The sequence below is a fragment of the Marinospirillum perlucidum genome, assembly GCF_003336805.1.
In the GTDB taxonomy this organism is placed as follows: Bacteria; Pseudomonadota; Gammaproteobacteria; order Pseudomonadales; family Halomonadaceae; genus Marinospirillum; species Marinospirillum perlucidum.
The window spans coordinates 1-21031 of record NZ_QFWJ01000006.1 but is presented as its reverse complement, the minus strand read 5'-3'; the positions used below and the strand labels follow the sequence as shown (position 1 = coordinate 21031).

The window sequence follows — 21031 nt, the reverse complement described above, 5'->3', positions numbered from 1 at the left end:
GATTTGAATCGGTTGAAGAAGACTAGTTCTGCCGTTCAACCAGCCAGGAAGCAATCTGCACCAGAGCCTGTGAATTCGGGATTTCACGAACCGCTTCGATGGCTTGGTAATAGTGACGGTAGAGCTGTTCGGTCGCACCCTGACGACCCAGACAGCGAACAAAGGTCGAGGTTTGGTTTTGTTGGTCCAGTTGGGCGGGTTTGCCCAGAGTGGCGTTATCCGCTTCCACATCCAGAAGATCATCCTTGATTTGAAAGGCGATTCCCAGGTGATGGGCATACTGCTTAAGCCGAGCCAACTGCTGTTTAGGCTGCCCTGCCAGGATGGCGGGTAATACCAGCGCACTTTCAATGGCATAGGCGGTTTTTTTCAGGCTGATTTCTTCCAGCGCTTCAAGGCTCAGGGTTTTACCTTGTGAATCCAGATCCAGCCACTGGCCGTGGCAGATTTTCTGGCTGAGTTGACTGGCGTATTCCAGGGATGCAAGCAGGTTTTCCGCTTTGAAAATCCCCATGCCGGCATGCACCTCCACTGCCTTGAAGATCAAATTGACGGCAGCAATCTCCGCCTTGGCTTCGCTTTGCAGGTGCTGATGCAGGGTTGGCTGTCCACGGCGCAAATCGGAATTATCCTGGCTGGGTTTGTCATCCAGAATCAGTGAAGCCGTGTGCATGTATTCGATAAAACGGATGACCGGAGCAATGGCCGCAAACTCCAGGTTCAAGCAATCCTGGCTATAGAGGGTGCATAGAACACCACGAAAATATTTGCCGCCTGCGGCCAGTGAATAATTGCCAGCCTCTTCCAACTCGTTGTCGGCTGGCAAAGGCAGGAGGTTTTTGATCTGTGCTTGAATGCCTTCAATGCGTTGTTTCAGCTCGCCTGCCTTGTCCTGCTGGAGTTGTTCCTGCAGTTGGGTGCTGAAAAATTTATCCAGCCAGGCCATTTCCAGTGGCATCTCCAGAGTCGTGAGCAGGGCTTGCTGAAGTTCATCCAGTTCGGGGCAGCCTTGGGTCAGTTGTTGCAAGCGCTGTAAAAACGGCTCTTTACCCAGGCGTTCCAAGAGCGATTTATGACTGTTGATACAGCGTTTAATCAGCAGCTGCTTGATCTTGGGGTCTTCTCGATAACAGTGATAAATGAGGTGGTGCAGCAGGGCCCAATAGAGCTTGTAGGGATGAATGCCCTGATAGGTTTGGTTGTGATAAATCAGGGCAACAAAGGGGGTGATATTGCCTTCCTGGTAGTCCAGCTCGACATCCTTTAAATCATCATGCAGTTGGTTGAACAGGCCGAAATACTGATAGTTGCCCAACTGAACCTGATTGGAAACCAGCGCATCCGCCAGGATTCTGGAGCGGCTGGATTTGTTGATCATGTCGAGCCATAGCTGGCCCGAAGTCTGTTGCTGGGATTTTAAAAAGATATAGGCCTGATCCAGAAAGGCTTCGAAATGATCGCCCTGTTGCTGCTGAATAAAGGTGAAGGCTTCGGCTAATTCATCAAAAACATAGGTCAGCCAGGGTGTTTGTTCGGTTGGCTTGTGCACGACCCCGGTTAAAATCGATGCTTCCAGTGCCTGGTCAAAGCTTTGCTGCTGTGCCGGTGTCAGGACTTGAGAGTCCTGCAGATCATCAATCAGTGGGTAGGTCAGGCCATAGTAATAACCCAGGCGAATTGCCTGGTCAAAATCGGCAGCATCGCCCTGGCTTTGCCATGAATTCATCAACACGCCAGCCACGACCTTGAGTAGTTTACGCAGGCCCTGGTGCTCGGCCAGGGCTTCGGGCAGTTCCTGCTTTAAACGATAGATCTTGGCGGATAGCCAAATAAAAGCACTTTCGGCCTGATGCTTTATGGCCCAGAGAAAGCCCTGGGTCATCATGTCCGTGTTGGCTGCTGTTGTCCGAGGATCGTTAGACGGGGATAGCTGTTTAGCCAGGTCCTCAGCCAGGGTGTCGATTTTGCTGGCTACTTCGGCCTGGTTTAAATCCAGATCGAGATCGCGAACAAATAAATAGCTGATGGAATCCTGCAGGTAATGCTTGAGCTTTTTTTCCTGAGCCAGTTTTTTGATAAATGCCGGGCTATTAAAAAAGCTCAGCTGGTGAGCGAAGGAAACCTTGGGGGCGTTTTTGCGCCAATGGCGGATAGCCTCAGCGAGGCTGGAGAAGGTTTGTGGCTGCTGACTGAGAGCCAAGAGGCTGGTTAGAAAAAGTTGTGCCTGATCCTGGGCATTGGCAAAACCTTGCATCCTAAGTTGGTTGGCCATTGTACTCGCTTAAATTCTCGTTCGGTCGGATGGGTTGCAAGGGAAGGCTGTTATAGAGACAGCGCGGGTTGCCGAAGGTTCTAACCAGGATCTTTTCCTGCTGAAGTGGTGTTATGCACGTCAAATTATAGGCATTTTTTATCATGGTGCACACGGTAATTAAATCCCTGTAAGCTGGCAAGATCATGAAAGCAATACTAAGAAGCAAGTAGTCTTGGAATACGGACAGAGCCCTATGAATCCATTTTGTCAGTCCCGGGTAGGTCGTCAAAAAAATGAAAAAACGTCACCTTGATTATTTCTCAGCCCTGGCCGAGCAGAAATGGGTCTACCCGATGCTGTTTGTCTTCTCTTTTCTGGAGTCGATCATCCTGCCTATTCCTCTGGAGCTGGTGCTGGTGCCCTTGATGCTGCATGGCTCCAAGAAAAGAACCTGGGCCTTGGCCGGTACGGCCTTGTTGGGTTTTTTGGCGGGGGCCAGCTTTGGCTATATCACGGCCATGCATATGGTTGAGACCCTGGCTCCCTGGCTGCTGCCCTCGCAGCAAAGCCAGCAATACTACCAGACAGCGGTTATGGAAATGCAGCAGCAGGGCTTCTGGTATCTCTTCCTGGTTGGACTGACGCCCCTGCCCACGCAGATCGCCATGCTGGCCGCGGGAAGTACGCTGTTTCCTTTCGGGCTCTTTTTGCTGGCCATGCTGGTGACCCGGTCTGTGCGTTATTTTTCCATCGCCTGGGTGATGAATCGCTGGGGTAAGTCCGGTTATCAGTGGCTTAGCAAACATCAGTCCCGAGCCAAAAAACTGGCGCTTGCCTTGCTGGTACTGGTGATCGTGTATGAGGTGGTTTTTTAAAAGCTTAGAGCCGGTGTTTTTATATTGATCTGGATGCTCGCTGGTCAATTGCTACCCCCTCAGGCAGGGGCGGGTTCTGCTACAGCACCAGGCCAGCAGCTGTTATAGTGGTTTGATTTACATGAATCTAAAGGTCTTCAAGGGGGCAAGATGCTAAGCCCGAGTCTTCTACAACGCCGCTGGTTACTGGTGATTGCTGTCAGTGGTTTTCTGGTCGTTGCCCTGGGTGCTTTTGCCGCCCACGGGTTAAAACCCTATCTCGACGTTCGGGCACAAAACTGGTTTGAGTTGGCGACCCGCTATCAGATGTGGCATACCCTGGCTCTCTTGGGGGCGGTAGGTCTGTTGGAAACAGGGCGGGGCTTTCGGGTTGCCGCCTGGGGCTGGCTGATCGGGATGTTGCTTTTTTGCGGTTCGCTTTATCTGATGGCCGTGACTGGCCGTACGTCCCTGGCCTGGATTACCCCCTTGGGCGGTACCGCCTTTCTGGTGGGTTGGTCAGGTCTTCTGGTGGCTAGCTGGCGTCTGACGGTGAGCCGCTCGCATCAGGACTGACACAGGTCAGGGCAGAGGCTGCCCGGCTTGGTTAGTTTTTAGGAAACCTCTGACTAACTATTGCATTAATCAGAGGCTCCTTAACTCTTTATATACAAGTACAAGGACTCATCATCATGTTTAAGAAAATTCTGGCCAGTGTGGGTATCGGTGGCGCCAAGGTGGATACCATCCTGCACAAGGAAACTCTTTATCCCGGCGATACCTTTGAGGCGACCGTCATGATCAAAGGCGGTGAGACCGAACAGGAAATCTCGGGTTTGGACTTGGCCCTGGCTGCCCGCGTCAAACAGGAAGTGGATGATGCCGAGGTCTATTTGAGTAAAACTCTGGCTAAATGGCACCTGGCTGACCAGTTCACCCTGCAGCCCCATGAAACCCGCGAAATTCCGGTCAGTGGTGAGCTACCCCTGGAAACGCCGATTACCAGTAACAACGCCCGTAATAACCAGACTCAGGTGTGGATAGCGACGGGATTGAACATTGATATGGCTCTGGATGCCCGGGACAAGGATATTCTTAATATTATCCCCACCCCGACTCAGGCGGCAGTGCTGAAAGCCATGGAAGAGTGCGGCTATTCCCTGGTCAAGGCCGATGTGGAAAAGGGTGGCTTGCGGGCTCCCAACTTCCAGTCGACGCTGGGTTGCTACCAGGAGTTGGAATATCGGCCCAACAGCTTTGCCCTCTTTGGGCTCAAGGAAGTGGAAGTATCCTTTGTGCCCACACCCACCGAGACCCACATCCTGTTTGAACTGGATCGGGCCTTCGGTGGTGACAGCTATCGCAGCATGACTCTGGCCAATACCCTGGGCCAGGATGAAATTACTGCGCGTATCAAGCAGCTGCTGGGTTAACGCCGGGGGGTCAGGGCCTGGTCATCGAACTCGACCCCGGCCCAACCGGTTTTCATGAAATTACTAATGTTCTGGTGATCTTCGCCCTGCGGGTTTTGCAGTACGTCACGGGTGTAAAAATCACCAAAGGCATTGAGGGTGGCCTGCTCGCTGAGTTGGTGGTGCAGGCCAAATGCCAGTATCTTGCAAGAGCCCTGGTTGCTATCAGCAGGATTAACCTGCTGGCCATTAGTAAAGCGCGTGGGTGTGAATTCGTATTCACGATCGATGACTTCCATCACTTGTGAGAAGTCGACCGGGCCTTGATTTAATTCTTTAATCAGTTGTTCGAGAGTCATCTTGTTTCCGCTTGTGGATTCAATCAACCAGATGGCAATAACCGTGGGTTAGGTCTGCTGCTGATGAGCGCCAGGCGCTGATCAAGAGGCCGAAGTATGCCAGCTAAGCGGGCAGTTTATAACATGAGGAAGGGGTGAATGAGCGATTTTCTTCTAGTGGGTGGTGGTGTGATCGGTATGATGCTGGCGCGCAAACTGGCGGCAGCCGGTGCCGAAGTCACCCTGATCGAACGCCGGCAATGTGCCCAGGAATCCAGCTGGGCCGGAGGAGGCATCGTTTCGCCCCTTTATCCCTGGCGCTACCCGCCTGAAGTCACCGCCCTGGCCAACTTTGCCCAGGATTTTTACCCCCGTTTGGCTGAAGAATTGCTGGAAGAAACCGGGATAGATCCGGAATTCCTGCCGCATGGGTTGCTGATGCTGCGGGTGGCTGACCAGGAGGATGCCCTGGCCTGGGCGGCACGTGAGTCCAGAAATGTCGAGGTGGTGGATTCGGCCTTCCTGTATGAAAAGGAACCTGATGTCGCTCCGGGGTTTGATCAAGCCCTGTGGATGCCCAAAGTAGCCAGCGTGCGTAATCCGCGTCTGGGTCAGGCCTTGCGGGCTTCGGTGCAGCAGAACAAGCGAATTCGTCTGCTGGAAGACACTGAGGTGACCCGGATTTTCCATGAGGAAGGCGAGGTGCTGGGTGTTCAGGGACGACAAATGGTCTTCTCGGCGCGCAAAACCGTTATTTGTGCGGGGGCCTGGTCCGGCAACCTGATGCAGGAGCTGGGTGTGGAAACCTCGATCAAGCCGGTGCGCGGTCAGATGATCGTCTTCCGGGCCGATCCGGATCTGCTGCAGCGGGTGGTCTTGATGGATGGCCGCTACCTGATTCCACGTAAGGATGGCCGTATTCTGGCTGGATCAACCCTAGAGTATGTCGGTTTTGATCACCATACCACGGACGATGCGCTCTATTCCCTCAAGGAAACCGCCTGCCAGCTGCTGCCTGCTCTAAAAACCTGCGAGGTCGAACACCACTGGGCGGGTTTGCGTCCCGGTAGTCAGGACGGAATTCCCTACATGGGTGAAGTGCCAGGCTATCGTAATCTCTTTATGAGTGCCGGCCACTTCCGTAATGGCCTGGTCTTGGCACCGGCCGCCACCCAGGTGATGGCGGACCAGCTTTTGCAGCAGGAGCCGCAACTGGATCCGACTCCCTATGCACCTAGCTTAAGAATGGCAGCTTCTTAGGAAGCCTAGGATTAACTATTGCGCTTGCTCATACTTCGTTGAAATTGATCTCAAAATGCTCATTTACTTGTTGTAAACTCCGCTTATTCGTTCAATTTCGCCTTGTCTGATCTGCGCTCATCACGTTAATCAGAGATTCCTTAGTCCTTGTCTGACGAGGACTGATAAGCATCCCGGTGATCAATACTGCAAAAGTGGAGGTCACCGGATTGGATCGCCTCATCCGCAGGCAGATGGACACCGCATTCCTGGCATTTGACCATCTTGGGGCCGGGGTCGTCCTTGTCGGACGTTTTTTCTGATGGCCGGGCCTGCTGCCAGTACTGCCAGAGTCGCCAGCCAGCCCAGAAAACCAGAACAAACACCAGCAGGCGAATAATAAGAAGGCTCATCCAGTCTCTCCGTAAGCAGGGAAGTCTTTGCTATTTAACTGCCCTTTTATCAAAATAAGCGCCATTCTAACAGTTTTCCCGTTTCTGGAGCTTTAGCTTGTCAACCCTGCGTATCTATTCAGCCCAAATCAACCCTCGGGTCGGTGACTTTGCCGGTAACTGCCAACAACTGCTGGCTGCGGTAGAGGCCGCCCGTGAAGCCGGAGCCGATCTGCTCTTGACCCCCGAACTGGTCCTGAGTGGTTATCCCCCGGAAGACCTTCTGCTTAGACCCGCTCTGCAGCAAAGAGTGCAGGAGCAGTTGGCGGTGCTGGCCGCTCAGGTGACCGACATGACCCTGGTTGTGGGTTATCCGGTGGTACGCGACGGTCAGCTCTACAATGCTGCCGGGGTGCTGCAAGAGGGGCGCTGGACTCACGAATACCACAAGCAATGCCTGCCCAATGATCAGGTTTTTGATGAAAAACGCTATTTTACGCCGGGTGAAGAATCCCTGGTGATCAAGGTTCAGGGCATACAGCTGGGCATCATGATCTGCGAGGATCTCTGGCACCCCCAACCGGCAGAGCGGGCTCAGGCCGCTGGCGCCGAAGCCCTGTTGGTTCTCAATGCTTCGCCCTGGCACCAGGATAAACACTGGCAGCGGGTGGAACTGGCCAGTAAACGCTGTCAGCCTCTGAAATTGCCGCTGGTCTATTGCAACCTAGTCGGCGGGCAGGATGAACTCCTTTTCGACGGAGCTTCCTTTGCCGTGGATGCCCAGGGTGAGCTGCAAGTGGCGGCTCCGGCGTTAAAGCAAGCCGGTATGCTGGTTGAACTGCAGCAGGAAACCCAAGGTGTCAGCCTGCAAGCCGGTGAGCAGGCTAATTGGCCTGATCCCCTGGCTTATCTCTATCAGGCTTTGGTGCTGGGTCTGGGTGACTATGTCAACAAGAGCGGATTTAAAGGCGTGGTGCTGGGCATGTCCGGCGGGATTGACTCGGCGCTGTCCGCTGCGATTGCCGTGGATGCCCTGGGCAAGGATCGAGTTCAGGGGGTGATGCTGCCCTACCACTATACCTCCAGCATGAGCTTGGAAGATGCTGAAGAGGAAGCCCGCCTGCTGGATATCGATTATCAGGTTTATCCGATCGCACCCATGGTGGATAGTTTTATGACCGGACTGGAGCAGACCTTTGCCGGAACCCAGCGGGATACCACCGAAGAAAATCTGCAGGCCCGTTGCCGTGGCACCCTCTTGATGGCCTTGTCCAACAAGCTGGGGCTGATGGTATTGAGCACCGGCAACAAGAGTGAAGTGGCGGTGGGCTACTGCACCCTCTATGGCGATATGGTCGGCGGTTACAATGCCATCAAAGATGTCTACAAGACCCTGGTCTTCCAACTGGCTGACTGGCGCAACCAGCAGGGGCGAGTGATTCCCCAGCGGGTCATCGATCGTCCGCCTTCAGCAGAACTGGCCCCGGACCAGAAGGATGAAGATTCCCTGCCCCCCTACTCAGTACTGGATAAACTCCTGGAAGGTTATATCGAACAGGATAAATCCGCTGCTGACCTGCTGGCTGAAGGTTTTAGCGAAGAAGATGTTCGCAGGGTGATCGGCCTGGTGGATCGTAATGAATACAAACGCTACCAGGCCGCCCCCGGTACCCGGGTCACCTACCGGGGCTTTGGCAAAGACCGGCGTTATCCGCTGGTCAATCACTGGCCGGTTTTTTAATACCGGGCGTTTCGGGGTGCTTAGGGTCAGGACTGGCCCTGGTAGTCTTCATCACTAACCTTTTCCAGCCAGGTAACGCTGGTTGCATCCTGACTTTCCTGAATGGCCAGGTGGGTCATGCTCTGATCCTCGCTGGCACCATGCCAGTGTTTTACATGAGGCGGAATCCAGGCGCTGTCGCCTGGTAGCAGCAGTTTTTTGCTCCCGCCTTCTTGCTGCAACCAGCCCTTGCCTTGTGTAACGATCAAGAGTTGTCCCAGCGGGTGCTGGTGCCAGGCAGTTCGGGCACCCGGCTGAAAGGTAACCGAACCGGCCGAGGTGCGTGAGGGTGCCTGTTCCGAGTGCAGCAGCTTTACCGTGACCGAGCCGGTGAAGTAGTCCTCTGGCCCGGTGAAACTTTCCTGTTCTTCGGGAGGGCGAACTTGAAGTGTTTGCTTGTCTTGCATGTTGATCTCCACTTTTGATGGCTCAAGGTTGCGTGCTATTCCGAGACAGGTGGCGTCTGCCACCAGGTCGAGGTCTCGGGACGGGAAGCGGAATTGAGAAGCAGCTTTTGGCCGGGATTACTCGACCAGGGTGAGGGTGGCGGTAAAAGTCTCGTTGGCCTCCAGGGCTTCCAGTCCTGATTCTGCTTCACCCAGGGGAATCAAACCGGTGGAATAATCGAAATCCTGATAGAAAAACGCCAGATTACCCCAGGGGGCATAGTAGGTCAGGCTGCCTTTTTGCGGGTCCCAGCCCCGGGCAGCCCCTTCGGTCGACAGCTTGCGAGGCAGGTAACTGATTTTTTCGATGCCGTGAAAGTCTTCAAATTCCAGTGTCAGGGGCAGCTGGCTTACAAGGTCCCGTGTGGTGGGGTTGTCTTCCAGGGTAATGCGTAGATGGGTTTCACCCAGGGTCATCAATAGGGTTGGCATTGGGGGCTCCTCGGGTTGATCGGATGCAAAAGCCGTAAAAGAAAAAGCTGCAGCCAGGGTGATCCATGTCAGGCTGATCAGGATGGCTGGAGCGTAGCGCTTGCGAAAAGGGTTCATGCCTGCCTCGATACAAGGATTGAATGGCTAGTTGCTGCGAGCCGGTTGACGTTTAAAAAACGTTTTGCAGCAAGCTACTGCAGGATGCGTGAAGAATTTGAATCAATCGCTAGCAAGCAGAGCTATTGCTGCATCTGGATTTTCATTCTAGGTGAGGAGAAAGTGGAGATATAGCCGCTAGACTTGCTTGGTGGTATGAAAGGAATTCATGGATAAGGCGATCAGTCGCTGGTTGACCAACGACTGATCCTGAAAGGAGCTTAGAAGTTGAGAAGATCAAACGTCAGCAGCTGCCAGAGGGTTTTATCCGGCTGGTCGGTAGGGTGTAGCTGAATGAATGCCTGGTTGTTACCCAGTTGTGGGTGTTGGGGCGCAATTTCGATCAGTAATTGCTTGAGGCGTTCGGCTTCTTCCTGGTTGTCCAGGTGCAGGTAGCCCTCAACCAGGACAGCCAGGGCATCGGGTACAGCGGGAGTATCGGCATAGCCTTCGAGTACTTCCTGACCGCGATTGATGGCGGCAATGGGAGCGCCACGTCTTAGGTAGAAGCGGCCGATGTGCACTTCCTGGGCGGCGAGCAGATTCTTCAAATAGCGCAAGCGCTGGGCTGCGTCCGGGGCATAGTCGCTATCGGGAAAGCGTTCGATCAGGCGGCGAAAATCACCATAGGCTTCGCGCGTTGACCCTGGGTCGCGTTGGGAGATGTCAGCCAGTTCCAGGCCTTCCAGGGCATGACGCCCCCCATCCCAGGCAGCCATGCCCCGTAGATAATAGGCATAGTCCACTTGTGGATGATCCGGGTTCAGGCGAATAAAGCGGTTGGCAACGGCCCGCGCAGCTTCGTATTGGGTGGTTTTGTAATAGGCGTACATGAGTTCCAACTGCGCCTGATCACCATACTGACCAAAGGGGAAGCGGGTTTCCAGAGCCTGGAGGCGTTCGATGGCGATGGAAAACTGGTTGTCATCCATGGCTTCCTGGGCTTCCTGATAAAGCTGGCTTTCGCTTTTTTCTTCATTGCTGAGGTTTCCGGCGCAGCCACTCAGGAACAAGATGAGCAGACTGGCGACCAGCAGCTGGGTCAGGGTGGTTGGAAGGCGGGCAAAATCCGGCATGGTGGTTTTCTTGCTCCTGAACTTTAGGGCCAGAGTCCAGAAAGCTTCTGGAGGGGCGAGCCTTGACTAACCGGCGCTCACCACGTAAACCAGAAACTCCCTAGTGTTGAATGCGGTGGTAGAATACTGAAAAGACCACTTGAATTCGAGTGAATCCGACCTTTAATTTTACAAGTAATTCCATGACCCAGCTAATTGAGCAAGAAGCGGAAGTTCCTGCCGACCTGGCCGGCAAGCGCCTGGACCAGGCTGCTGCTGAACTCTTTCCGGATTTTTCCAGAGCCAAATTGCAGCAATGGCTCAAGGAAGGTCAGTTGACCCGTAATGACCTGCAGGGAAAAGCCAAGGATAAGGTTCAGGTCGGTGATCGCCTTTTGCTGCGCGCTGAACAAGAACAGCAAGTCAGTGATCGCCCCCAGGATCTGGCGCTGGATGTTGTTTTTGAAGATGACTCCCTGCTGGTGATTAACAAGCCCGCAGGTATGGTGGTGCATCCTGCCGCAGGCCATAGCGATGGCACCCTCCTGAATGCTGTGCTTTATCACGCCCCCCAATTGGAAGAGGTGCCCCGAGCAGGAATCGTGCATCGTCTGGACAAGGATACTTCCGGCTTGATGGTGGTGGCCAAAACCCTTCAGGCTCAGACCGCCCTGGTCGCCCAGTTGCAGGATCGCAGTATGGGGCGGGAGTATGATGCGGTTACGCTGGGGGTGTTAACCAGCGGTGGTAAGGTAGATGCACCTCTGGGGAGACATCCCAAGGATCGCAAACGTCAGGCGGTGGTGGTTTCCGGTGGCAAACCGGCCGTGACGCATTACCGCGTGGTTCAACGTTTTCGCGCCCATACCCATGTGCGTTGCAAGCTGGAGACAGGCCGCACCCACCAGATCAGGGTACACCTGGCTCACCTGCGTCACCCGTTAGTTGGTGACCCTGTCTATGGAGGGCGTCTGAAGCTGCCCGCCGGAGCCAGTGAAGAACTCAAGGAGTTTCTGCGCGCCTTCCCCCGCCAGGCCCTGCATGCCCGCAGCCTGACCCTGGTGCATCCGCTTTCCGGGGAAACCTTGAGTTGGCAGGTGCCTTTGCCTGAAGATATGCAGCTACTGCTGACCCTCCTCGACGAAGACATGCGAGAAGCCAAATGAATGATGCCTCAAGTGATCAACTGACATTGCTGTATCCGCAATGGCCTGCCCCGGAAAGAGTTAAGGCCTGGGTGACGACTCGTGAAACCGGGCCTAGCGAGGGCGCTTTTGCCCATTTTAATCCGGCCGCTTCGGTGGGTGATGATCCCGATCAGGTGGCGGCTTGCCGCAGGCAGTTGCTGCATGAAACGGGTAACCGCCCGCTGAATTGGCTCAAACAGGTGCATGGCACCCAGGTGCTCACAAATTTTCAACCCGGAGCCGAGGCTGATGCGGCCCTGGCCACCAGCGGAGACTATGCCTGTGTGGTCTTGACCGCCGATTGCCTGCCGGTTTTCTTCTGTGATCGTCAGGGAACCCGTGTTGCTGTTGCCCATGCAGGCTGGCGCGGCCTGGCAGACGGAGTGTTGGAAAACACGGTCAAGGCTCTGGGCGTTGCCCCGGAAGATTTGCTGGTATGGCTGGGCCCGGCTATCGGTGCCCGCGTATTTGAAGTCGGCCCCGAGGTGCGTCAGGCTTTCCTCGAAGGTCATCCCGAAGCCGCTGCGGCTTTTGTTCCCAGCCCTTTTCGCCTCAAACACTATATGGCGGATCTCTATCGTTTGGCTCGCCAGCGTTTGGAAAACGTAGGGGTAGAGCAGGTCTTTGGAGGCAATTTCTGCACCCTCTCGGATCGCGAGCGTTTTTATTCCTACCGTCGTGATGGTCAGACCGGGCGGATGGCCAGTGTGATTTGGCTGGAAAGCTAGCTGGGACACAATTCCAAATAAGCGGGCCCAGGTTTATTTAGGTGACCAGAGATGCATCTTGCAGTGCTGCTGCTTTCAAGGCAGCTCTGGTCTTTGGGTGGCTTGTCCTTTATCTGCATTTTATTTTTTAAGTGTGACCGATATCAAAAAAACGGTCATTTTTCTTCTTGGAACCCTTGAATCGGGCTGTCCCGCTCCCCATTTAACAGTTAATCCCAGTAGAGTAGCGAGATGACCAGTCGCTGAATGACCGGCTGACTGATTTCTCCAGCCACAGTTGACTCTACCCGTATTTATTTTTCCAAGAGGTTAGCTTCATGCGTATCGATCGCCTGACCAGTAAAATGCAAAATGCCTTTGCCGATGCCCAATCCATGGCGGTCGGCCAGAATCATAATGAAATCAGCCCTATTCACCTGCTGCTAGCCTTGCTGGATCAGCAGGGTAGCTCGCTCAAGCCCCTGATCAAGCAGGCAGGCAGTGATCCCGCCAAGCTGCGTAATGAACTGAACAAGGCGTTGGACAGTCTGCCCAGCGTTAGCCAGCATGATGGCAACGTGCAGGTTTCCCAGTCCATGGGTCGTCTTCTCAACCTGGCGGATCGCGATGCCCAGCAGCGTGGTGACCAGTACATTTCCAGTGAGTTGGTTCTCCTGGCCGCTATGGATCTGGGTGATGCCACGGCCAAGGCTCTGAACACCGCCGGGTTGAAAAAAGAACGCCTGGAAGCTGCCATCGACCAGGTGCGCGGTGGCGAAGCTGTGGATGACCCCAATGCTGAAGAGAGCCGCCAGGCGCTGGAAAAATTTACCATCGATCTGACGGCCCGGGCGTTGGATGGCAAGCTGGACCCGGTGATTGGTCGTGATGACGAAATCCGCCGCACGATCCAGGTCCTGCAGCGCCGCACCAAGAACAACCCGGTTCTGATCGGTGAGCCGGGTGTAGGTAAAACCGCCATCGTGGAAGGTCTGGCGCAGCGGATCGTAAATGGCGAAGTGCCCGAAGGTCTGAAAAACAAGCGGGTGCTTTCTCTGGATATGGGTTCACTGATTGCTGGGGCCAAATTCCGGGGTGAATTTGAAGAACGTTTGAAAGGCGTACTCAAGGAGCTGGCCAAGGAAGAAGGGCAGGTCATCCTCTTCATCGATGAGCTGCATACCATGGTGGGTGCCGGTAAGGGTGAAGGCTCCATGGATGCCGGTAACATGCTCAAGCCCGCGTTGGCCCGGGGTGAACTCCACTGTGTGGGGGCGACGACCCTGGATGAATACCGCCAGTATATTGAAAAAGATGCCGCTCTGGAGCGTCGCTTCCAGAAGGTGCTGGTCAATGAACCCAGTGAAGAGGATGCCATTGCCATTCTGCGTGGTCTGAAAGAACGCTATGAAGTCCACCACGGCGTCGAGATTACCGATAGCGCCGTGATTGCCGCAGCCAAGTTGTCCAGCCGCTATATCTCCGATCGCCAGTTGCCGGACAAGGCTATCGACTTGATGGATGAGGCTGCCAGTCGTATCCGTATGGAAATTGACTCCAAGCCCGAAGAAATGGATAAGCTGGAGCGCCGTCTGATCCAGTTGAAGATCGAAAAAGAAGCCTTGAAGAAGGAAACCGATGCCGGGTCTAAAAAACGCCTGGAACAGCTGGAAGAGCAGATCACCGATCTGGAGAAGCGTTTTGCCGATCTGGATGAAATCTGGAAAACCGAAAAATCCAGTCTTCAGGGGGCCCAGCAGATCAAGCAGCAACTGGAGCAGGCGCGGATTGATCTGGAAGCAGCTCGCCGTAAGGGCGATTTGGGGCGCATGTCCGAAATCCAGTATGGCGTGATTCCCGATCTGGAGCGCAGCATGCAAATGGCTGATCAATTGGATGCCGTGGAACACCAGCTATTGCGTAACCGGGTCACTGACGAGGAAATTGCCGAGGTTGTGGCTCGCTGGACGGGTATTCCGGTCAGCAAAATGCTGGAGTCGGAAAAAGAAAAACTGCTGAAAATGGAAGATGCCCTGCACGAAAGCGTGATCGGCCAGGATGAAGCGGTGTTGGCCGTGGCCAATGCCGTACGGCGTTCACGTGCCGGCCTGGCCGATCCTTACCGGCCTAGCGGTTCCTTCCTCTTTTTGGGGCCGACCGGTGTGGGTAAAACCGAGCTGTGTAAGACCCTGGCTCGGTATTTGTTTGATACCGAAGAAGCCATGGTTCGCATCGACATGAGTGAGTTCATGGAGAAGCATTCAGTGGCTCGCCTGATCGGTGCACCTCCCGGTTACGTGGGTTATGAATCCGGTGGTTATCTGACCGAGGCGGTTCGTCGTCGTCCCTATTCAGTACTTTTGCTGGATGAAGTGGAGAAAGCGCATCCGGATGTGTTCAACATCCTGCTGCAGGTGCTGGAAGATGGCCGCCTGACTGATGGCCAGGGCCGCACCGTCGACTTCAAGAATACGGTGATTGTCATGACCTCCAACCTGGGCTCGGACCTGATCCAGCGTATGGGCAGCAGTGAGGAATACGAGAGCATGAAATCCCAGGTGATGGAGGTGGTCGCCACCCATTTCCGTCCCGAGGTGGTTAACCGGATTGACGAGGTGGTGGTCTTCCATCAGCTGCGCAAGGATCAGATTCGCGGTATTGCCGATATCCAGCTGCAGCGCCTGCGTGAGCGTCTGGCTGAGCGGGAACTGGATATGGAGCTATCCGAAGACTTTATGCAGAAACTGGTCGAGCAGGGTTATGACCCGGTTTACGGTGCCCGTCCTCTGAAAAGAGCGGTTCAACGGATGCTGGAAAATCCCCTGGCTCAGGAAATTCTGGCGGGTAAATTTGTCCCCGGACAGACCATTCAGGTGGATGCACAGGAAGATACCACTGTGTTTTCGGCAAAAGCCTGAAAAGTCTTCTGAAAAAGCGTCAAAAGCCAGGGAAGGCTGCTTGACAAATCCTGCCTTTTATACGAGTCTTGCCCCTTCCTGATAATGGGCGTGGAAACCTTGGGGCGACCCCCCGACTGCCGCGTGATGAGCAGGCTGTAAAGAAACCAGTCTCTCTCCATCAAGGACTTCCAGACCTGCATATCCTCTGGTCAGGTCAAGCCCAACCATCGCATACTACCCGTGCGACAAGAGTGCAGACCCCCACCCGGGTCTCAATTGCCCAGACACGGCAAGCTATCAGGTGCTTTTCAGCTCGGCTGAAGGGCTTTCCGGGCGAGTGTTCTCAGTGCGTCCGGAACTTAACCGAAGCAGCTTGGATCTGCTTCTTGCACTCGAACAGTTTCAGGGGGTTCACGAAAGTGGAATTACTCTCAGGCGCAGACATGATCACCCGATTCCTGGCGGATGAAGGTGTTGAATATATTTATGGTTATCCTGGTGGTGCTGCGTTGCATATCTATGACGCCATCCACCGCCAGGACAAGGTGCACCACGTACTGGTGCGTCACGAACAGGCGGCCACTCATATGGCCGATGGCTATGCCCGGGCAACCGGCAAGCCGGGTGTGGTTCTGGTGACTTCCGGTCCGGGGGCGACCAATGCGGTGACCGGTATCGCCACGGCCTATATGGACTCCATCCCCATGGTGGTGCTCTGTGGTCAGGTCATGAGTCACCTGATCGGTGAGGATGCCTTTCAGGAAACCGACATCGTTGGTGTGACCCGTCCTATCGTTAAGCACAGTTTCTCGATCAAGCACCCTTCGGATATTCCTCAGGTGCTGAAAAAGGCCTTCTACATTGCGACCACGGGCCGCCCCGGTCCGGTCGTGGTGGATATTCCCAAGGATATGACCGCACCGACTGAAAAGTACGAGTACGTCTATCCCAAGAAGGTCAAGATGCGTTCCTACACGCCTGTGGGTCGTGGCCATACCGGCCAGATTCGCAAGGCCGTTGAGTTGATGCAAAAAGCCAAACGCCCCATTCTTTTTGGTGGTGGCGGACTGGTGCTGGGTGAAAGCACTGAGCTCTTCCAGCAGTTGGCCAGAAAGTTGAATATCCCGGTGACCACGTCACTGATGGGGATCGGTGCCTACCCGCAAACGGATCGTCAATCCCTGGGCTGGCTGGGGATGCACGGCAGTTTTGAAGCCAACCAGGCCATGCACAACAGTGATCTGGTGGTGTGTATCGGTGCTCGTTTTGATGACCGGGCCACCAATAATACGGCCAAGTTCTGTCCTACAGCCAAGATCGTGCACGTTGATGTGGACCCTTCCTCAATCGGTAAGACCGTTCGTGTAGACGTGCCTATCGTGGGTACGGCCAAGAGCGTTCTGGAAGAAATGCTGGCGCTATTGGGCGAAAGCAAGGAAGAAACTCCGGATCTGAGCGACTGGTGGAAACAGATTGATGACTGGCGTGCCAGTCGTACCGGCCGTCTTTATGAGCAGGCCAAGGATGGTGAGGTGATGAAGCCTCAGCAGGTGGTTGAAGCCGTCTGGAAGGCAACTCAAGGTAAGGCTTATGTGGTCACTGATGTGGGCCAGCACCAGATGTTTGCTGCCCAGTACTACAAGTTCGACAAACCCAATCACTGGATCACTTCCGGTGGTCTGGGCACCATGGGCTTTGGTCTGCCTGCAGCCATGGGCGTCAAGCTGAACAAGCCGCAGGAAGAAGTCGTGTTGATTACCGGTGAAGGTAGCTTCCAGATGATGATGCAGGAACTCTCCACCTGCGCTCAGTATGGAATTCCGGTCAAGATCATCAACCTTAACAACCAGTCCCTGGGTATGGTTCGCCAGTGGCAGGATTTGAACTATAACAAGCGCCATGCTCAGTCTTATGTTCAATCCTTGCCTGATTTCCAGAAGCTGGTTGAGTCCTATGGCCATGTAGCCATGAAGGTGGACACGGCGGATGAACTGGATGCGACTCTGGAGAAGGCTTTTGCCTCGAAGGATCAGCTGGTTTTTGTCGATGTCTATGTTGATCCCCACGAGCATGTTTATCCCATGCAGGTGCCTCAGGGTTCCATGCGCGATATGCTGCTGTCTAAAACGGAGAGGACTTGATCATGCGACACATCATCTCAGTTCTGATGGAGAACGAGGCCGGTGCCCTGTCGCGGGTGGTGGGTCTTTTCTCTCAGCGCAACTTTAATATCGAAACCCTGAACGTGGCACCAACCGATGATCCGACGTTATCGCGTCTGACGGTCACCACGGTAGGGGACGACCGGGTTATCGAGCAGATCACCAAGCAGCTCAACAAGCTGATCGATGTGGTCAAGCTGGTCGATCTGACTGAAGGTCAGCATATCGAGCGGGAAATGCTGTTGGCCAAGGTCAAGGCAGTGGGTGCTCAACGGGCTGAAGTCAAACGCACCACGGAAATCTTCCGGGGTCAGATTATTGACGTTACCCCCAGCATCTACACCATCCAGTTGGCCGGTGATGCGGAAAAGCTGGACGCCTTTATTAATGCCCTGGGCAGCAACACGCTGCTGGAAGTAGTTAGAACCGGTGTTTCCGGTATTGCTCGGGGTGAGAAGGTGCTTAGCCTCTAGCCATCCTCGTCCGGGTATGACCCCAGGATGGCACGAGTTGACTCCAACCTGCCGGTTTTCGCCGGCAGGTTTTTTTATACCTGAATTTGCGACCAGAACGCCTGGATTAAGGGGCTGCGCAATTTTCTTTCCAGCACACAAACCCCGACATCATAAGCGGCCAGACGGGGTGTGACGTCCAGCAGACGAACTCGATCCGCCAAAGGGCTGTTGTCCAGTACGATCTGGGGCACTACGCCGACACCCAGGCCTAGACTTACCATGCTGACGATGGCCTCGTTACCACTGACCTGAGCATAGATATTGGGCTGTACGGCTTTTTGCCGGAACCAGCGATCGATGCGATCACGAGCCAGTCCCCGTTCCGACAGGATCATGGGAATGCGCGACCAGTCAATCGCTTCCACACCTTCTTCCAGATAGGCAGAAATGGCTGGGTCGCCCACCGGTGCAATAAACACCAGAGGCGAAAGACCGATGGAGCGAAAAGCCAAACCTGCGGGCAGTTGTTCCGGGCGTGCGGCGATGGCCAGATCCTCTTCACCCTTGAGTACACGGCTGACCGCAGCAGCAGGGTCACCGGTATGCAATTTGATCTCGATGCGCGGATGCTGACCACGAAACTGGCGCAAGAGGTCATATAAAAAACTGTAGCTGGCAGTCACCGAACAGTAGACGCTGATTTCACCCTGTAGCTCCTGGGCTTCGGACAAGAGGGTGTTGCGTAGGCTGTCCCACTGACTGAGCGCATCCCGGGCATAATCCTGAAAGACGCGCCCTTCTGCAGTGAGTTCTACATGGCGGTTGTCACGGATAAACAGTTGCACACCCAGAGTTTCCTCCAACTGCTTGATGCTACGACTAAGGGCAGAAGGGCTCAGATGGCAAAGATGGCTAGCCTTGGCGAAGTGAAGGGTTTCGGCCAGGGTTAAAAACTGGCGCAGCAGGCGTAAATCCATATATTTCTCTCTGTGCAATACTCTGTTGCAAATATAGCATTTTACGCAACAAGTAAAATCCCTTAGTCTGCACGGACTGCTTGATTAGCACTTATTTTATTCTCAATGGAGACTTTCCCATGGCAATGACCGTGTACTACGACAAAGACTGCGACCTTTCCATCATCCAGAGCAAAAAAGTAACCATCGTTGGTTATGGTTCTCAGGGTCACGCTCACGCGAACAACCTGAAAGACTCCGGGGTTGATGTAACGGTTGCTCTGCGTCCCGGCTCTTCTTCTGCGGCCAAGGCTGAAGCAGCTGGCCTGAAAGTGGCTAGCGTTCCAGAAGCGGTAGCTGGTGCAGACGTTGTTATGGTATTGACTCCTGACGAATTTCAGGCCGCTCTTTATCAGGACGAAATTGAACCCAACCTGAAAAAGGGCGCAACCCTGGCCTTTGCTCACGGTTTTGCTATCCACTACAACCAGATCGTTCCTCGCGCTGACCTGGATGTCATCATGGTTGCCCCCAAAGCACCGGGTCACACTGTAAGATCCGAGTTTGTTCGTGGCGGCGGTATTCCTGATCTGATCGCCATGTTCCAGGATGTTTCCGGTAAAGCGAAAGAGCTGGCGCTGTCTTACGCCTGCGGTGTTGGTGGCGGCCGTTCCGGTATCATCGAAACGACCTTCAAAGATGAAACCGAAACCGACCTCTTTGGTGAGCAAGCAGTTCTCTGTGGTGGTGCTGTTGAACTCGTTAAAGCCGGTTTTGAAACCCTGACTGAAGCAGGTTATGCGCCTGAAATGGCTTACTTCGAGTGTCTGCACGAGCTGAAGCTGATCGTTGACCTCATGTACGAAGGCGGTATCGCCAACATGAACTACTCCATCTCCAACAATGCTGAGTATGGTGAGTATGTGACGGGCCCTGAAGTTATCAACGAGCAGTCTCGTGAAGCCATGCGTAATGCTCTTAAGCGTATTCAGGATGGTGAATACGCCAAGATGTTTATCCAGGAAGGTGCTGCCAACTATCCTTCGATGACTGCACGTCGTCGCAACAATGCAGCTCACGAAATTGAAGTAGTGGGTGAGAAGCTGCGTGGAATGATGCCTTGGATTGCAGCCAACAAGCTGGTCGACAAAGAAAAGAACTAATCGGCCTCTGTTAAAAAAAGCGCAGCCTGAAGCTGCGCTTTTTTTATGCCTGAAATTTAGCGGCTGGCTGCAGAGGGTGTAGAATGAAGGTCTGAATATTATTGCTGCTAAATTAAGGTGTAAGACATGTCTTCTGACGAGCAGGAAACGCAAGAGTCAAACAATTCACGGAAATCTGCTGACTCCGAGAGGCCCAACAAGGATGATGAGTTGACTCGTCGGGCTCACCGTATGGTGGGAGACGTTATCGAAGAAGTCGTGGAAGAAGATGAGGTGGATGGTAAAAGGGTTCGCCACCGCGGTATCTATCTACTCCCCAATCTGTTTACCACGGCTGCACTCTTTTCCGGCTTTTATGCCATTGTTGCTGGTATGAACGGTGACTTTGGCTATGCAGCCATTGCTATCTTTACCGCCATGTTTCTGGATGGTCTGGATGGACGCGTCGCTCGCATGACCAATACCCAGAGTGCTTTTGGTGCTGAATATGACAGTCTGGCCGATATGGTGTCCTTTGGTGTCGCTCCTGCCTTGGTGGCTTTCACCTGGATGCTGCAGGATTTGGGTAAATTCGGCTGGATTACTGCCTTTGTCTATGTGGCCGGAGCCGCTTTACGCCTGGCCCGTTTCAATGTGCAAATCGGTTCGGTGGATAAAAAATGGTTTGTCGGCCTACCCAGTCCCTCGGCAGCAGCAATTGTCGCAGGTTTGGTCTGGGTGCTACATGGCCTGGAATTTGAGGCTTTTGCCAGCCAGGTTGTGGTGGCTTTAGTGATCGCCTCCCTGGGTGTATTGATGGTTAGTAATGTACGCTATTACAGTTTTAAAGATATTGATCTTAAAAACCGGGTGCCCTTTATGGTGCTCTTGGCCATCGTGCTGGCATTAGCAATTATTTCCATTGAACCACCAATCATTCTGCTGACCCTCTTCCTGCTTTATGGAGCTTCCGGACCGCTGCGAGCCGTCTTTCGCAAACGTACTCTGGACAGCAAAAACAGTAAGCGCGAGAAAAAGTAATTTTTTTTCACCAACCCCTTGCATCTGAAAAATTAGTGCCTATAATACGCCTCTCTTGTCGGGGAGGCAGCGGTTTCGACCGGTGTTGAGGAGCTGGCAAGAGGTCTGCAAGAAGTTGTTTTT

At 54.0% G+C, this 21031-nt stretch carries 19 protein-coding genes; 12 read left to right on the top strand and 7 right to left on the bottom strand.

Going from position 1 to position 21031, the window contains the following annotated elements; all coding sequences use genetic code 11:
* Window positions 1-22: 22 nt before the first annotated feature.
* Window positions 23-2272, bottom strand: a complete 2250-nt coding sequence (locus tag DFK18_RS09095) for a polyprenyl synthetase family protein (protein ID WP_114417951.1) — start codon at window positions 2270-2272, stop codon at window positions 23-25.
* Window positions 2273-2547: 275 nt separating this feature from the next.
* Between DFK18_RS09095 and DFK18_RS09090 the strand changes: the two genes are divergently transcribed.
* The 3 genes from DFK18_RS09090 (at window position 2548) to DFK18_RS09080 (ending at window position 4541) form a co-directional block, all read left to right on the top strand.
* Window positions 2548-3129: a YqaA family protein gene (locus tag DFK18_RS09090; RefSeq protein WP_114417950.1), complete on the top strand. Its 582-nt coding sequence runs from the start codon at window positions 2548-2550 to the stop codon at window positions 3127-3129.
* Window positions 3130-3279: 150 nt separating this feature from the next.
* Entirely contained in the window at window positions 3280-3684 is a 405-nt protein-coding gene (locus tag DFK18_RS09085; RefSeq protein WP_114417949.1) for a DUF423 domain-containing protein, read from the top strand.
* 116 nt (window positions 3685-3800) lie between these two features.
* The gene (locus DFK18_RS09080) at window positions 3801-4541 is read left to right on the top strand and encodes a sporulation protein (protein WP_114417948.1); all 741 of its coding nucleotides are present in this window, start codon (window positions 3801-3803) and stop codon (window positions 4539-4541) included.
* On the opposite strand, the gene DFK18_RS09075 is transcribed toward DFK18_RS09080, so the two are convergent.
* Complete coding sequence (locus DFK18_RS09075; protein WP_114417947.1) at window positions 4538-4879, bottom strand: HopJ type III effector protein; 342 nt, start codon at window positions 4877-4879, stop codon at window positions 4538-4540. The genes DFK18_RS09080 and DFK18_RS09075 overlap by 4 nt on opposite strands.
* A gap of 138 nt (window positions 4880-5017) precedes the next feature.
* On the opposite strand from DFK18_RS09075, the gene thiO reads away from it, so the two are divergent.
* Complete coding sequence (gene thiO / locus DFK18_RS09070) at window positions 5018-6118, top strand: glycine oxidase ThiO (RefSeq protein ID WP_114417946.1); 1101 nt, start codon at window positions 5018-5020, stop codon at window positions 6116-6118.
* Window positions 6119-6258: 140 nt separating this feature from the next.
* On the opposite strand, the gene DFK18_RS09065 is transcribed toward thiO, so the two are convergent.
* Complete coding sequence (locus DFK18_RS09065) at window positions 6259-6510, bottom strand: PP0621 family protein (protein WP_114417945.1); 252 nt, start codon at window positions 6508-6510, stop codon at window positions 6259-6261.
* Window positions 6511-6607: 97 nt separating this feature from the next.
* Here DFK18_RS09065 and DFK18_RS09060 point away from each other — a divergent pair, with 97 nt between their 5' ends.
* The gene (locus tag DFK18_RS09060) at window positions 6608-8230 is read left to right on the top strand and encodes an NAD+ synthase (protein WP_114417944.1); all 1623 of its coding nucleotides are present in this window, start codon (window positions 6608-6610) and stop codon (window positions 8228-8230) included.
* A gap of 26 nt (window positions 8231-8256) precedes the next feature.
* Here the strand turns inward: DFK18_RS09060 and DFK18_RS09055 are convergent, their stop codons facing one another.
* The 3 genes from DFK18_RS09055 to DFK18_RS09045 form a co-directional block, all read right to left on the bottom strand.
* On the bottom strand, window positions 8257-8676 hold the full coding sequence (locus DFK18_RS09055; protein ID WP_114417943.1) for a (R)-mandelonitrile lyase: 420 nt from the start codon (window positions 8674-8676) through the stop codon (window positions 8257-8259).
* Between the two features lie 117 nt (window positions 8677-8793).
* Window positions 8794-9264 (bottom strand): cyclophilin-like fold protein, encoded by a 471-nt coding sequence (locus DFK18_RS09050; RefSeq protein ID WP_218563931.1) that lies wholly within the window; start codon window positions 9262-9264, stop codon window positions 8794-8796.
* A 260-nt stretch (window positions 9265-9524) separates the two neighbouring features.
* A complete protein-coding gene (locus DFK18_RS09045) occupies window positions 9525-10379 on the bottom strand; it encodes an outer membrane protein assembly factor BamD (RefSeq protein ID WP_114417942.1) in 855 nt (284 codons plus the stop codon).
* 182 nt (window positions 10380-10561) lie between these two features.
* Between DFK18_RS09045 and rluD the strand changes: the two genes are divergently transcribed.
* From rluD to ilvN, 5 genes are all read left to right on the top strand, one after another.
* Entirely contained in the window at window positions 10562-11524 is a 963-nt protein-coding gene (rluD, locus tag DFK18_RS09040) for a 23S rRNA pseudouridine(1911/1915/1917) synthase RluD (protein ID WP_114417941.1), read from the top strand.
* Complete coding sequence (gene pgeF / locus DFK18_RS09035; protein WP_114417940.1) at window positions 11521-12273, top strand: peptidoglycan editing factor PgeF; 753 nt, start codon at window positions 11521-11523, stop codon at window positions 12271-12273. The genes rluD and pgeF overlap by 4 nt, the downstream gene beginning before the upstream one ends.
* A 317-nt stretch (window positions 12274-12590) precedes the next feature.
* Window positions 12591-15170, top strand: coding sequence for an ATP-dependent chaperone ClpB (clpB, locus tag DFK18_RS09030; RefSeq protein WP_114417939.1), 2580 nt, complete (start codon window positions 12591-12593; stop codon window positions 15168-15170).
* A 401-nt stretch (window positions 15171-15571) separates the two neighbouring features.
* The gene (locus DFK18_RS09025) at window positions 15572-17293 is read left to right on the top strand and encodes an acetolactate synthase 3 large subunit (protein WP_114417938.1); all 1722 of its coding nucleotides are present in this window, start codon (window positions 15572-15574) and stop codon (window positions 17291-17293) included.
* A 2-nt stretch (window positions 17294-17295) separates the two neighbouring features.
* Window positions 17296-17787: an acetolactate synthase small subunit gene (gene ilvN, locus DFK18_RS09020; protein ID WP_114417937.1), complete on the top strand. Its 492-nt coding sequence runs from the start codon at window positions 17296-17298 to the stop codon at window positions 17785-17787.
* Window positions 17788-17861: 74 nt separating this feature from the next.
* Here the strand turns inward: ilvN and ilvY are convergent, their stop codons facing one another.
* The gene (gene ilvY, locus DFK18_RS09015) at window positions 17862-18746 is read right to left on the bottom strand and encodes an HTH-type transcriptional activator IlvY (protein ID WP_114417936.1); all 885 of its coding nucleotides are present in this window, start codon (window positions 18744-18746) and stop codon (window positions 17862-17864) included.
* A gap of 125 nt (window positions 18747-18871) precedes the next feature.
* On the opposite strand from ilvY, the gene ilvC reads away from it, so the two are divergent.
* Window positions 18872-19888, top strand: a complete 1017-nt coding sequence (gene ilvC / locus DFK18_RS09010) for a ketol-acid reductoisomerase (protein ID WP_114418064.1) — start codon at window positions 18872-18874, stop codon at window positions 19886-19888.
* 126 nt (window positions 19889-20014) lie between these two features.
* Complete coding sequence (gene pssA / locus DFK18_RS09005) at window positions 20015-20908, top strand: CDP-diacylglycerol--serine O-phosphatidyltransferase (protein ID WP_114417935.1); 894 nt, start codon at window positions 20015-20017, stop codon at window positions 20906-20908.
* Window positions 20909-21031 lie beyond the last annotated feature (123 nt).

Bases quoted from the DNA above. Each gene is read 5' to 3' on its own strand.
- DFK18_RS09045 (WP_114417942.1), bottom strand. From the start codon at position 10,379: ATGCCGGATTTTGCCCGCCTTCCAACCACCCTGACCCAGCTGCTGGTC.
- DFK18_RS09065 (WP_114417945.1), bottom strand. From the start codon at position 6,510: ATGAGCCTTCTTATTATTCGCCTGCTGGTGTTTGTTCTGGTTTTCTGG.
- DFK18_RS09075 (WP_114417947.1), bottom strand. From the start codon at position 4,879: ATGACTCTCGAACAACTGATTAAAGAATTAAATCAAGGCCCGGTCGAC.
- DFK18_RS09095 (WP_114417951.1), bottom strand. From the start codon at position 2,272: ATGGCCAACCAACTTAGGATGCAAGGTTTTGCCAATGCCCAGGATCAG.
- ilvN (WP_114417937.1), top strand. From the start codon at position 17,296: ATGCGACACATCATCTCAGTTCTGATGGAGAACGAGGCCGGTGCCCTG.
- ilvC (WP_114418064.1), top strand. From the start codon at position 18,872: ATGACCGTGTACTACGACAAAGACTGCGACCTTTCCATCATCCAGAGC.
- pssA (WP_114417935.1), top strand. From the start codon at position 20,015: ATGTCTTCTGACGAGCAGGAAACGCAAGAGTCAAACAATTCACGGAAA.
- rluD (WP_114417941.1), top strand. From the start codon at position 10,562: ATGACCCAGCTAATTGAGCAAGAAGCGGAAGTTCCTGCCGACCTGGCC.
- DFK18_RS09085 (WP_114417949.1), top strand. From the start codon at position 3,280: ATGCTAAGCCCGAGTCTTCTACAACGCCGCTGGTTACTGGTGATTGCT.
- DFK18_RS09055 (WP_114417943.1), bottom strand. From the start codon at position 8,676: ATGCAAGACAAGCAAACACTTCAAGTTCGCCCTCCCGAAGAACAGGAA.
- thiO (WP_114417946.1), top strand. From the start codon at position 5,018: ATGAGCGATTTTCTTCTAGTGGGTGGTGGTGTGATCGGTATGATGCTG.
- DFK18_RS09090 (WP_114417950.1), top strand. From the start codon at position 2,548: ATGAAAAAACGTCACCTTGATTATTTCTCAGCCCTGGCCGAGCAGAAA.
- DFK18_RS09050 (WP_218563931.1), bottom strand. From the start codon at position 9,264: ATGAACCCTTTTCGCAAGCGCTACGCTCCAGCCATCCTGATCAGCCTG.
- ilvY (WP_114417936.1), bottom strand. From the start codon at position 18,746: ATGGATTTACGCCTGCTGCGCCAGTTTTTAACCCTGGCCGAAACCCTT.
- pgeF (WP_114417940.1), top strand. From the start codon at position 11,521: ATGAATGATGCCTCAAGTGATCAACTGACATTGCTGTATCCGCAATGG.
- DFK18_RS09080 (WP_114417948.1), top strand. From the start codon at position 3,801: ATGTTTAAGAAAATTCTGGCCAGTGTGGGTATCGGTGGCGCCAAGGTG.
- clpB (WP_114417939.1), top strand. From the start codon at position 12,591: ATGCGTATCGATCGCCTGACCAGTAAAATGCAAAATGCCTTTGCCGAT.